Annotated in this window: 12 protein-coding genes; 2 read left to right on the forward strand and 10 right to left on the reverse strand. The window is 63.2% G+C overall.

All coding sequences use genetic code 11. The features are described 5' to 3' along the window. Nucleotides 1–138: 138 nt before the first annotated feature. The 3 genes from LIY36_RS16490 to LIY36_RS16500 are packed head-to-tail and all read right to left on the reverse strand — an operon-like array spanning nucleotide 139 to nucleotide 2,955. Nucleotides 139–927, reverse strand: coding sequence for an ABC transporter ATP-binding protein (locus tag LIY36_RS16490; RefSeq protein ID WP_226456316.1), 789 nt, complete (start codon nucleotides 925–927; stop codon nucleotides 139–141). Next, nucleotides 921–1,910 (reverse strand): ABC transporter permease, encoded by a 990-nt coding sequence (locus LIY36_RS16495; protein ID WP_226456317.1) that lies wholly within the window; start codon nucleotides 1,908–1,910, stop codon nucleotides 921–923. Before LIY36_RS16495 ends, LIY36_RS16490 begins: the two co-directional genes overlap by 7 nt. After that, nucleotides 1,897–2,955, reverse strand: coding sequence for an ABC transporter substrate-binding protein (locus LIY36_RS16500; RefSeq protein WP_226456318.1), 1,059 nt, complete (start codon nucleotides 2,953–2,955; stop codon nucleotides 1,897–1,899). Before LIY36_RS16500 ends, LIY36_RS16495 begins: the two co-directional genes overlap by 14 nt. A 239-nt stretch (nucleotides 2,956–3,194) precedes the next feature. On the opposite strand from LIY36_RS16500, the gene LIY36_RS16505 reads away from it, so the two are divergent. Next, the gene (locus tag LIY36_RS16505; protein WP_226456319.1) at nucleotides 3,195–4,139 is read left to right on the forward strand and encodes an aliphatic sulfonate ABC transporter substrate-binding protein; all 945 of its coding nucleotides are present in this window, start codon (nucleotides 3,195–3,197) and stop codon (nucleotides 4,137–4,139) included. A gap of 410 nt (nucleotides 4,140–4,549) precedes the next feature. Here LIY36_RS16505 and aqpZ read toward each other — a convergent pair whose 3' ends face one another. From aqpZ to LIY36_RS16525, 4 genes are all read right to left on the reverse strand, one after another. Further along, nucleotides 4,550–5,239 (reverse strand): aquaporin Z, encoded by a 690-nt coding sequence (gene aqpZ / locus LIY36_RS16510; protein WP_226456320.1) that lies wholly within the window; start codon nucleotides 5,237–5,239, stop codon nucleotides 4,550–4,552. A gap of 90 nt (nucleotides 5,240–5,329) precedes the next feature. Then, nucleotides 5,330–6,514 (reverse strand): sugar transporter, encoded by a 1,185-nt coding sequence (locus LIY36_RS16515; protein WP_192296429.1) that lies wholly within the window; start codon nucleotides 6,512–6,514, stop codon nucleotides 5,330–5,332. A gap of 123 nt (nucleotides 6,515–6,637) precedes the next feature. Further along, nucleotides 6,638–7,000, reverse strand: coding sequence for a type 1 fimbrial protein (locus tag LIY36_RS16520; protein ID WP_226456321.1), 363 nt, complete (start codon nucleotides 6,998–7,000; stop codon nucleotides 6,638–6,640). Nucleotides 7,001–7,086: 86 nt separating this feature from the next. Next, nucleotides 7,087–8,085 (reverse strand): bile acid:sodium symporter family protein, encoded by a 999-nt coding sequence (locus LIY36_RS16525; RefSeq protein WP_192296431.1) that lies wholly within the window; start codon nucleotides 8,083–8,085, stop codon nucleotides 7,087–7,089. 85 nt (nucleotides 8,086–8,170) lie between these two features. Here LIY36_RS16525 and LIY36_RS16530 point away from each other — a divergent pair, with 85 nt between their 5' ends. Then, entirely contained in the window at nucleotides 8,171–8,959 is a 789-nt protein-coding gene (locus tag LIY36_RS16530) for an AraC family transcriptional regulator (protein WP_192296432.1), read from the forward strand. Nucleotides 8,960–9,116: 157 nt separating this feature from the next. Here the strand turns inward: LIY36_RS16530 and LIY36_RS16535 are convergent, their stop codons facing one another. The 3 genes from LIY36_RS16535 to LIY36_RS16545 form a co-directional block, all read right to left on the reverse strand. Further along, nucleotides 9,117–10,352, reverse strand: a complete 1,236-nt coding sequence (locus tag LIY36_RS16535) for a Zn-dependent hydrolase (protein ID WP_226456322.1) — start codon at nucleotides 10,350–10,352, stop codon at nucleotides 9,117–9,119. Continuing rightward, entirely contained in the window at nucleotides 10,345–10,824 is a 480-nt protein-coding gene (locus LIY36_RS16540) for an L-2-amino-thiazoline-4-carboxylic acid hydrolase (RefSeq protein ID WP_192296434.1), read from the reverse strand. Before LIY36_RS16540 ends, LIY36_RS16535 begins: the two co-directional genes overlap by 8 nt. A gap of 183 nt (nucleotides 10,825–11,007) precedes the next feature. Beyond that, complete coding sequence (locus tag LIY36_RS16545) at nucleotides 11,008–12,147, reverse strand: branched-chain amino acid ABC transporter substrate-binding protein (protein ID WP_226456323.1); 1,140 nt, start codon at nucleotides 12,145–12,147, stop codon at nucleotides 11,008–11,010. Between the last annotated feature and the right edge of the window lie 41 nt (nucleotides 12,148–12,188).

Consider the following 12,188-nt stretch of genomic DNA (forward strand, 5'->3'; position numbering starts at 1 on the left):
GCGCCGGGGGGCGAAGCCGCCCCAACACGACCGACGCGGTGTTTCAGGGAGGTCGAGGTGCCTGGGTTTGGGGCGGCTTCGCCACCCAGCGCGGGCAAGCCCGCTCACTACATGGCCCTGCCTGTTTCGGGTCGGTTTCTACCAGTTTTCTCCCAACCCGAGCAGGCCCAGGATCTGCCGCCGCAAGTCGACCAGATACGGATCATCACGATGCCGGGGGTACGGCCGTTCGATGGTCAACTGTGCCTGGATTTTTGCCGGGCGATCGTTGAATACGATCACGCGGTTGGCCAGCAGCAAGGCTTCTTCCACGTCATGGGTCACCAGCAACGCCGTGTAGCCCTGGCGTTGCCACAACTCGATCAATTCTTTTTGCATGGTGATGCGCGTCAGGGAGTCCAGCTTGCCCAGCGGTTCGTCGAGGATCAGCAAGCGCGGTTGATTGACCAGCGCACGGGCCAACGCCACGCGCTGCGCCATGCCGCCGGACAACTGGCGCGGATAGGCGCGGGCGAACTGGCGCAGGCCGACCTTGTCCAGGGCCTCATCGACCTTGGCCGAATGCGTCTTGAGCAAACCCTGGGCTTCCAGGCCCAGCGCAACGTTGTCCCACACCCGGCGCCAGGGGTAGAGGGTCGGGTCCTGGAACACCACCACGCGGCTCGGGTCAGGCCCGGTGATGGGTGCGCCGTCGGCGAGCAAGCGCCCGGAATCCGCCGGTTCCAGCCCGGCGACCAAGCGCAGCAGGGTGGATTTGCCGCAGCCGGAAGGACCGAGCAGTGCGACGAATTCCCCCGGCGCCACGTCCAGCGACACCCGTTCCAACACCGGCAAATGCTCGCCGTCCAGGGCAAAACCGTGGCTGAGGTTGTCGATGCGCAGCGCCAATCCCGTCGACGCCGATACCGCGTGTGCCAGGGCTACCATTTCATCGCTCCTTTCTGCCAGGCCAGCAAGCGGTCACGCACCAGAAACAACCCGGTGATCAACCCCGAACAGGCCAATGCCATGATCAACAGTGCGGCGTACATATTCGCGTAAGCGGCCCAGCCTTGGGCCCATTGCAGATACCAGCCGATGCCGGATTTGACCCCCATCATTTCCGCCACCACCAGGGTCGAAAACGAGGCGCCCAAGCCCATGAACAAACCGACGAATACGTGGGGCAGCGCCGCCGGAATCGCCACTTTGAAAATCAGGAAGCCTTGCTTGGCGCCGAGGGTGCGTGCCACGTCGTAATAGGCCTTGTCCACGCTGGCCACACCGGACCAGGTCAGCACCGTGACCGGAAACCAGGTGGCCAGCGCGATCAGAAACACACTCGCGCTCCAGCTGCTCGGAAACAGGAAAAAGCACAGCGGCAACAAGGCCGTCGACGGCACCGGGCCAAGGATGCGCAGCAGCGGGTGCAGCCAATAGCCGATACGCGCTGACCAACCGATGGCGACACCGGCGATAAACCCGCTGATCGCCCCCAGCGCCACGCCCGAACCGAGCAGCAACGCGGAGTTGAGCAGGCTGTCGGCCAGGCGTGCGTAGTCTTCGACGTACACCGCGAGCAAGGCCTGGGGTGGTGCAAAAAACGGCACCGGAAGGAGCGCGAGTTTGGCGGTGAGCAGCTCCCAGATGCCCAGCAGCACCGGCAAGGCGATCAACCACGGCGCGCCAGTACGCAGGCGCTGGCCCAGTTTGGCGATACGCAGACCGAGCAGGCTCAGCACAACGAACAAGACCGCCAGACCCACGCAGAGATTCGCCAAGCCCTGGGTCATCGGCCAATGGCGCACCGCGTTGGGCCAGTAGCTGATCAACAGCGCGACGGCCAGCCAGGCCGCCACCACGGCGGCGCCCTGCCCCCAGGCCTTGAATGTCAGCGGCGGGTTGAGGGTTGTCGCGTCAGCTGAAGACATCGGCGGTGATCTCCTTGGCAAACTCCGCCGGGTCAGTACTCTTGCTGATCACTTCGACGGTTTTCAGGTCGGTGACGTAAGTCAGGATTTCCTCGGTCAACGCCGCCCCCACCGCGTGGTGGCCGTGGGTGTGGTCGTGAAGGATCGCCTGCACTTCTTCCACCGAAGTGTTCAGCGCATGGGCCTGGAAGCCTTTGGCGACCGCTTCCGGGTGTTGCACGCTATAGTCATGGGCTTCGAGGATCGCCTGGGTCAGCGCCGCAACCACGCGTTTGTCTTCGCGCACCAACTTGCCGGTGACACCGACCACGCAGCAACTGAGGTTGGCGTATTCCTCCACCAGGTTGGTGGACAGTTCCCGCGCCACGCCGGACTTGATCAGGCGATACATGAACGGGTCGCTGCCGCTCACCGCCTGCACTTCGCCGCGCTCCAGGGCGGTGCCGAGCAAGTCGGCGGGGTACAGGCGCCACTCCACGTCACGCACCGGGTCAACGCCGTGTTTTTTCAGCAGGATCGAGAAGAAATTGCGGTCCGGGCTGGCCATGTCGGTGACGCCAATGGCCTTGCCCTTGAGGTCTTCCAGCTTGCTGATACGGCCATTCGCGGCACTGAGCAAACGCAGGCAACCGCCGTGGGTACCGGCGGTGAGTTTGACGTCGAAGCCCTGCTCCAGTGCCTTGAGCCAACGCAGCGCCATGCCCACGCCCGCATCGGCCTTGCCGGTGGCGATGGCCTCCAGCAGCACCTCGGTGGAGTTGCCGAAGTTGACCAATTCCACGTCCAGGTTGTGCCGGGTGAAAAAACCCTGCCCGTGGGCGATCACCACCGGAGCCAGGCATACGGCGTTGAGGTTGACGGCCAGCTTGAGTTTGCGCGGGGCGTCGAGGCGGATGAAATCGCCAGTGCCCGAGGGCTCCTGCGGCGGGTGGTGGCCGGCGTGTTCGTCGGCACCGAAAGCCAGGTGCGGCAGCGTCAGGCCGGCCAGGGTGATGCCGGCGATGCCGAGCAAGTGGCGACGGGTCAAATGGTCGAATGCAGCCATGGAGAGTTTCCCTTCAAAGAGGCCAGCAGCCATATGCCAAAAATTGCACAGGGCTCGAAAATAAATCGCTTTCGATTATATTAATGACGAATGATTATGAAAGGACCCTATAATTCTATGGTTATGCCCGATTCGTCGGATCGCGGAAAAAGTGCCCTAAGCTAAGATCGAAAGAGTATTTATCGAATAGTTTTTAGAACTTTAAGATTGGCCGCATTCCGTTGAAGATCGAGCCTGCCATGTCTATCCGTCGCCCCCTCGCCGCTGCATTCGGGCTGTTGGTCCTCTGCGTTGCGATCAGTGCCGAAGCCCAGGAGACCCTGCGTATCGGTTATCAGAAGTCGTCCACCCTGATCACTCTGTTGAAGACCCAGGGCACCTTGGAAACCGCCCTCAAGGCCGAACACATTGACGTGTCCTGGCACGAGTTCCCCAGTGGCCTGCCGCTGCTCGAAGCGTTGAATGTGGGCAACGTCGACATCAGCGCCGACGTCGCCGACACCGTGCCGATCTTCGCCCAGGCGGCCCAGGCCAAACTCACCTACTTCGCCCAGGAAGCGCCCTCGCCTTCGGCCCAGGCCATCGTGGTGCGCAAGGACTCGCCGATCCAGCAGCTCAGCGATTTGAAAGGCAAGAAAATCGCGGTGACCAAGGCCGCCGGTACCCATTACTTGCTGATCGCTGCACTGGCCAAGGCCGGGTTGGCATTCGCCGACATCGAGCCCGCCTACCTGTCCCCCGCCGACGGCCGCGCCGCGTTCGAGAACAATAAGGTGGATGCCTGGGTCACCTGGGAACCCTTCCTCACCGGCGTGCAGCGCCAACTGCCGACCCGCACCCTCACGGACGGCAGCGGGCTGGCCAGCTACAAGCGTTACTACCTGACCGGCACCCCGTACGCCAAGGCCCATCCCGAGGTGTTGAAGGTGGTGTATGAGCAGTTGGAAAAAGCCGGGAAATGGGTGAAGAGCAACCCGCAGGACGCAGCAAAAGTGCTCGGCCCGCTGTGGGGCAACCTGGATGTCGCCACGGTGGAAGCGGCGAATGCGCACCGCAGCTACCTGGTGCAGCCGGTGACGGTCGAGCAGTTGGGTGAACAGCAGAAGATTGCCGATGCGTTCTTCAAGGCGGGCTTGCTGCCCAAATCCGTGGATGCCAAGGATGTCGACACCTGGAAGCCGTAATCGGGTCAACTGTGGAACGGCCTTGGGTGCAAGGACGTGAAGGGCATTAGGCGCTTGCTGGAGATCGCCCAGGCACTGCCAGTCCTTGCGGGAGCTGTCGAACTTTAGTGAGGCTGCGAAGGCGGTGGGACTGTTGGTAGAGGTGTTGGCTGAACCAGCGCTTTCGCGGGCAAGCGCGCTCCCACAGGTGATCGGCGGTGCTGGGCTATCAGTGTTCGGCTGGAGGTCGCCCAGACACTGCCAATCTCCTGTGGGAGCTGTCGAACTTTAGTGAGGCTGCGAAGGCGGTGGGACTGTTGGTTCCAGGGCATGATCAGTTACCTCCTGATCATGCGTATTAACCTGTAAACCATGTCCCCGGTTAGATATGTAAACGATGTCCCCGGTTTGTACCGGGGCAAGCCCGCTCACTACTCAAACCTACGCGCCGCCACCGCACCCAACACCCCGCCCACCATCGGCGCCAGCCAGAACAGCCATAACTGCGCGATGTACTCACCCCCCGCAAACAGCGCCGGCCCGGTGCTGCGTGCCGGGTTCACCGAGGTGTTGGTCACCGGGATCAGCACCAAGTGAATCAGGGTCAGTGCCAAGCCAATCGCAATCGGTGCAAACCCAGGCACAGTGCCCGGAGCGGTCACGCGCATGATGATGAACACAAAGAAGAACGTGGCGATCAATTCAGCCAGCAGCGCGGCTTTCATATCGAATTGGCCTGGGCTCAAGGGCCCGTAGCCGTTGGCGGCAAAACCACCTGCAGCAAAGCCTGGCTGCCCGTTGGCAATCAGGTACAACGCTGCAGCCGCAACGATCGCCGCGCTGACTTGCGCGGCGAGGTACGGCAACACGTCCACGCCGGCCATCCGCCGCCCGGCCCATAGGCCAACCGTCACCGCCGGGTTGAAGTGCCCGCCCGAGATGCCGCCCACCGCATAGGCCATGGTCAGCACCGTGAGGCCGAACGCCAGGGATACGCCGACAAATCCAATGCCCAACTCCGGAAAGGCCGCCGCCAGGATGGCGCTGCCACAGCCGCCAAAGGTCAGCCAGAAAGTACCGAGAAACTCTGCGGTCAAACGCTTTTGCACAATCGACTCCATTGCTGTTCACGTGCCGCCACCACAGGACGTGGGCGGTCCTGGGTGACGGTAGCAATGGGTCTTGAGGCGCCCTATAAGACTTGTCCGGTTTTAGCCGTGTGGCACACCCTGCCCAAACCGCCGAATCGCCAGGCAATACCCAACCAACGCCAGCGCCGCCAACAACCCGCCCGCCGCGCCGATCCAGGCGAAGCCGAACTGGCTACCGACCCAACTGCCCATCAGGGCGCCGCCGCCGATGCCGATGTTGTAGATGCCGGAGAACATCGCCATGGCCACGTCGGTGGCGTCCGGTGCGAGGACCAGGACCTTGGACTGCATCGCCAGGCCAAAGCCCATGATCGCCATGCCCCAGAAGATGCTCAGGCCGACGAGGTAGGATTCAGCACCGCTCAACGGCAGCATCAGCGCCAGGCACGCAGCGAGGATGGACACTGCGCCGACCACGAACAGGTGCGGGTTGAGGCGGTGCACCAGGCTGAACAACAGCGAGCCGATGATGCCCGCACCACCGAAGACCAGCAGGATCAGGGTCACTGCACTGCCGCTCATGCCGGCCACGCCTTCGACGAAGGGCTCGATGTAGCTGTAGGCGGTGAATTGCGCGGTCACCGTCAGCGCGGTGAGCACGTAGAGCGCCACCAGCGCGGGGCGTTTGAACAACAGCGGCAGGCTGCGCAGCGAGCCGGAGTTCTGGCTTGGCAACAGCGGCAAGGTGCGCGCCAGCCAGAACACCAGGGCCGCGGCGAACGCGCCGATCACCAGGAAAGTGGTGCGCCAGCCCATGGCTTCGCCGAGCAGGCGACCCAGCGGAATCCCCAATACCATGGCCAAGGAGGTGCCAGTGGCCAACAGGCCGAGGGCCTGCACCTGCTTGCCTTCCGGCGCCAGGCGCACGGCGAGCGACGCGGTGATCGACCAGAACAATGCATGGGACAAAGCGATGCCAACGCGACTGACCATCAACAGGCCAAAACTGGTGGCGACGCTGGACAGCACATGACTGGCGATAAACAGGCCGAACAGCACGATCAGCAGCTTGCGCCGTTCGACGTTGCGGGTCAGCAGCATCACCGGCAGCGACGTCAGCGACACGATCCATGCGTAGATGGTCAGCATCAGGCCGACGCTGGACACCGGCATGTCAAAGCTGGCGCCGATGGCGCTGAGCAACCCGACGGGCACGAATTCGGTGGTGTTGAACACAAAGGCGGCCAACGCGAGGGCGAAGACCGGTTGCCAGTTGGCTTGGGGAGTTGCAGCTGAATGGCTCATTGAAGGGCGCGGTACTCGGACGATGATCAGACGGCCACCCAGGACAAGCGCCGCCGCCGGGCATTCTATAGGTTTCTGGCCCGGCTGTTGGCGCTGTTCCTAATCAAAAATCCATCAATTTCGTCATGGCGCGGTCATGGTGACCACGTAGAGCCCGGACTGAATCGGCTTTCCAGCGGCGTCGACCAGCTCATACCGTTGGTCGTAATAACGCCCGTCGCCGCTGTCGCTCACCAACTTGACGTTGGCTGGCGCATTGCCCAGCGCCTTGACGCTGCCGACCGAACGCACATCAAACCCGCTGCCGCGACTGGCCTGCGGACAGCCCCTCAACTCCAGCGTCCGGCCGCCCACCGCAGCCGACTCACAACCCGGCATGACTACACTGCCGGAAAACCGGATGACACCGGAGGGTGCAGCCATGCTCACCCCCGTCCACATTGCAAGAAAGCCGGTGAGCACTGACAAACGCATAACGTTGTTCATGACGACATTCCTTCTTGGGTTGTTAACAAGAATGTCGTCTGGCCCCGAATTTACTTGAGGCTACTCGTCAGCAGCTGAAGGAAAAATTACGGGTCCACCTGCCCCATCAACTCCGGAATCGACTCTGGCCGATTCGCATAGCGCTGCGCCAACGCCGCACACACCATCAGCTGGATCTGGTGAAACAGCATCAACGGCAGGATCAGCACGCCCATGCTCGCCCCGGCGAACAACACCTGGGCCATCGGCACCCCGGTCGCCAGGCTTTTCTTCGAGCCGCAGAACAAGATGGTGATGCGGTCTTCCTGGTTGAAGCCAAAGGCCTTGGCCAGCACCGTCGAGGCCACCAGCACCAGGGCCAGCAACACACAGCACGCCACCACCAGGCCGCCGAGTTCCCACAGCGGGATCTGGTGCCAGATCCCCTCATTGACCGCTTCGCTGAACGCGCCGTAGACCACCAGCAGGATCGAACCCTGATCGACGAATTTCAGCCAGGCCTTGTTGCGCCCCACCCACGCGCCAATCCAGCGGCGGGCGATCTGCCCGGCGATAAACGGCAGCAGCAGTTGCACGCTGATTTTCACAATGGCGTCGAGGGTGCTGCTGCCTTCGCCGTGCACATTGAGCAGCAGCGTCACCAGCAACGGCGTGAGGAAAATCCCAAACAGGCTGGACGCCGCCGCGCTGCAAATCGCCGCCGGGATATTGCCCCGTGCCAGGGAAGTAAAGGCAATCGCCGACTGCACCGTGGCCGGCAGCGCGCAGAGGTAAAGCATGCCCATGTACAGCTCGTTGCCGATCAGCGGCGACAGCAGCGGTTTGAGCGCCAGGCCCAGCAGCGGGAACAGCACAAAGGTCAGGCTGAACACCAGCAAGTGCAGGCGCCAATGCCCGGCCCCGGCAATGATCGCCTGGTTCGACAGCTTGGCGCCGTGCAGGAAAAACAGCAGCGCGATGGCCAGATTGGTCACCCAACCAAACGCCACGGCGGTCTGGCCGCTGGCGGGCAGCAATGAGGCGAGGATCACCGTGGCGATCAGGGTCAGGGTGAAGTTGTCAGGGAGAAAACGCGGACGAGTCATAAGTAGGTCTTCCGGGGGTTGCCAAGAGCGTCTGGACGACTCTAACGTAACGGCTTGTTACCGACTAACGCCAATGAGCCAACAAATGCCGCCTAAAGGACAGGACAAAACCGTTCGCCGCAGTGTGCCCGGGCTCGCCAGCCTGCCGCGGCCGGTGTACGGGCGCACCGAATCGCTGCCCAACCGTGCGCTGACCCGTCGCCACAGTCACCCGTGGGTGCAGTTGTCCTATGCGATTGCCGGGGTGCTGGAGATCCAGACCAGCGTCGGCCGCTTCGTCGCCCCGCCGCAGCGCGCGGTATGGATTCCGGCGGGCATGCCGCACCGCGTGTTCAGTTCGCCGCGCACGGAAATGCGCAGCCTCTACCTGGACTGCCGCGTCACCGCCTGGGCGGATGCGCGTTGCCATGTGCTGGAGGTCAGCAGCCTGCTGCGCGAATTGATCCGCAGCTTCAGCGAACTGCCGGTGGAATATGCCGAGGACGGCCCGGACGGGCGCCTGGCCCAGGTGGTGCTGGACCAACTGGCGGCAGCGCCGCAGGTGGATTTGATGCTGCCGCTGCCACTGGACCCGCGTTTGCGCCAGATCTACCGCAGCCTGAACCTGCACCCGGAACAGCAGACCACCCTGGGGGACTGGAGCCGCAAGTTGGCCGTGAGTGAAAAGACCCTGAGCCGGTTGTTCCTGAGCGATACCGGGCTGACGTTCCGCGCCTGGCGCCAGCGCCTGCGCTTGCTGACCGCCCTGCCCGCCCTGGAACGCGGCGAGCGGGTCACGGATGTGGCGCTGGGGTGTGGGTATGAGTCGACGTCGGCGTTTATCAATGCGTTTCGCCAGCAGTTTGATGCGACGCCCGGCGAGTTTTTCCGCTGAAACCCTCGACGCATCAGATACAGGAGACCCAGTCTGGGAGCGGGCTTGTGTGGGAGCGGGCTTGCTCGCGAAGACGGTGTATCAGACCCAAACATGTTGACTGACCCACCGCATTCGCGAGCAAGCCCGCTCCCACATTTTGATTGAGGTAGGCCCGCTAGATAGAGGACTTGGCCAGGATGGCCTGGAGCAGCACATCCGCTCCCGCCGTCGACCACTCTGGCGAAATCTCCTCCGCTTCGTTATGGCTCAAGCCATCCACACAAGGCACAAAGATCATCGCCGTCGGCGCCACCTGGTTCAGGTAGCAGGCATCATGCCCGGCCCCGGAGATCATCGGCCGATGGCTGTACCCCAGTCGCTCAGCCGATGCCCGCACCACTTCGACGCAATCAGCATCAAACGCAATCGGTGCGTATTGGAAAATTTGCTTCACGCTGTGCTGCAAACCAATCCCGTCGGCGATCTGTGCCACCGCATCACGCAACTGCTGATCCTGGCGCGCCAATACCGCTTCATCCGGGTGGCGGAATTCCACGCTGAAAAACACCCGCCCCGGCACCACGTTGCGCGAGTTGGGGAAGATGTTGGCCATGCCCACCGTGGCACGCCCTTCAGCGCCCTGCTCCAGGCCCAAGCCGTTGACCGCCTCGACCACGCGGGCAAAGCCGAGCAAGGCGTCCAGGCGATGGTCCATCGGCGTAGTGCCGGCGTGGGCGCTGCGGCCGTTCAGCTCAACTTCATACCAACGCTGGCCCTGGGCACCGGTGACGACGCCGATGGTGATGCCTTGCGCTTCAAGGATCGGGCCTTGTTCGATGTGCAGTTCAAACGCCGCATGCACCGCCTGGCCACCTACAGGTTCGGGGCCGGCGTAGCCGATCTGCTGCAAGGCCTGGCCGATGCTCACGCCGTTTTTGTCGGCACGGGACAGGCCGTATTCCAGGTCAAACACGCCCGCGTAAACGCCGGACGAAATCATGGCCGGGGCGAAACGCGAGCCCTCTTCGTTGGTCCAGTTGACCACTTCAATCGGCCGCTCGGTCTCGATACCCAGGTCATTTAAGGTTCGCAGCACTTCCAGCCCGGCGAGCACGCCGTAGATGCCGTCGTACTTGCCGCCGAAGGGTTGCGAGTCGCCATGGGAGCCGGTCAGCACTGGGGCCAGATGATTCTGGCGCCCGGCGCGGCGGGCGAAGATGTTGCCCATGGCGTCCACACGGATGCTGCACCCGGCGGCCGTGCACCACTGCACGAACAGGTCGCGACCGCGGCGGTCTTCATCGGTCAGCGCCAGGCGCGAGACGCCGCCCTTTTCGGTGGCGCCGATTTGCGCCATGTCCATCAGCGAGTCCCACAGACGCTTGCCGTTCACCCGCGCCAGGTTACTCATGGGGCTTGGCCCGGTAGCGGAAGTCGCAGCGGTGATCGCCGCCCATGATGGTCTGGGTTCGGGTCAGTTCGATGTCCGGGTTGTAGCCGACGATAAACAGCTCGTCGCGGTTGCACGACAACAGGTGGCCGATTTCGCCCAGGCCCATTTCGGTGTACATCTCGGCGTAGCGGCAGCGCTTGACGTCGTAGTCATAGCGCTCGGCGTCGCTGGCGATGATCTCGACTTTCAGCGCGTCGTCCTTTTCCCAGAGCACTTGCAGCTCGACGAAGCTCTTGAGGTCAGCCTGCTGTTCCAGCGCGGCAAAATGCTTGCCCGCCTGGATCGCCGCATTGCCCACGGCTTCGCCGATCACGGCGGCGGCAAAGTCCTTGCCCTGCTCGCGCTTCAAGATCTCGTAGATCGGCTTGATGATTTCGGCCTCGATCCGCCGCCGGGCGAGGATGCCCAGTTCACCTTCCAGTTTGCTCATTGTCCACCTCCAAAAAACCTAAACCTGTAGTGAGCGGGCTTGCCCCGCGCTGGGGGGCGAAGCCGCCCCAAAACGGTCCGCCGCGGTGTATCAGGAAGACCGCAGTGCCTGGGTTTGGGGCGGCTTCGCCACCCAGCGCGGGCAAGCCCGCTCACTACAATAAGCTCGTGCCCGCCCAGTGGGTTACTGGCCGCCCGCCATGCTGACCGGCTGCCATTGGTTGGCCTTGACCTGGTACACGGTGAACGACGGTTTTTTCAAGTTGCCTTCGGCATCAAACGCGAGGGTGCCGGTCACGCCTGGGTAGCTGATGGCGCGCAGCACCGGCAGGTATTTCTGCGGGTCGACCGAATCGGCTTTTTCGATAGCCGCCACCAGCACGCCAACGCCGTCGTAGGCAAACGGCGCATGCAGTTCGATGTTGGCCTTGTAGCGCTCTTTGTAGGCCTGCTCGAACGCCTTGCCACCGGGCATCTGCGCAATCGCCAGGCCCGGCTCCAAGGCAATCACGCCCTCGCCTTCGTTCTGCGCCAGTTCCAGGAAGGTCTGGCTGACAAAGCCACCGGCCCCCATCAACGGCGCCTTGATCCCCAGTTGCTTGATGCGACGGGCCAGCGGTGCAGCCTGGGAGTCGACGCCACCGAAGAAGATCAGGTCCGGATTCTGGCTGCGGATGTTGGTGAGCACGGAGCTGAAGTCGATGGTCTTGTCATCCACGTATTCGCGGCCGACGACTTTGCCGCCGCCGGCCTCGATGGCTTTGACGAACTGGTCCGCCAGGCCCTGGCCGAACGCAGTGCGGTCGTCGATCACGGCGATGCGCTTGGCCTTGAGCGTGTGCAGCGCATAGTCGCCAGCGACCTGACCGCCGTCATCGTCATGGCCCATGATCCGAAAGCTGGTATCAAAACCCTGCTGGGTGTACGCGTGACCGGTCGCGACCGGCGCCACCTGGGCGATCCCGGCATCGTGGTACACCCGCGCCGCCGGGATGCTGGTGCCGGTGTTCCAGTGACCGACCACGCCGACCACGCCTTCATCCACCAGGCGCTGGGCCACGGTGACGGCGGTGCGTGGGTCGGACTGGTCATCTTCGGAGACCAGCTTGAAGGTCACCGCCTCACCGTTGATTGTCGGGTGCTTGGCGTTGGCCTGGTCGATGGCCAGTCTGGCGCCGTTTTCCAGGTCCTTGCCGATGCGGGCCGACGGGCCGGTGAGTGGGCCTGCCAGGCCGATCAGCACGGTCTGGTCGGCCTGGGCCACGGCGCTGGCGAGGCTGCTCAGGGCCAGGCCGATCAATGCGGTTTTGTTCAAAGTGTTCATCTGGGGTTCCTGCTTCTTTTCGGGCGGGTCGGAACACGCCG

The organism is Pseudomonas sp. AF03-9 (assembly GCF_020515815.1).
In the GTDB taxonomy this organism is placed as follows: Bacteria; Pseudomonadota; Gammaproteobacteria; order Pseudomonadales; family Pseudomonadaceae; genus Aquipseudomonas.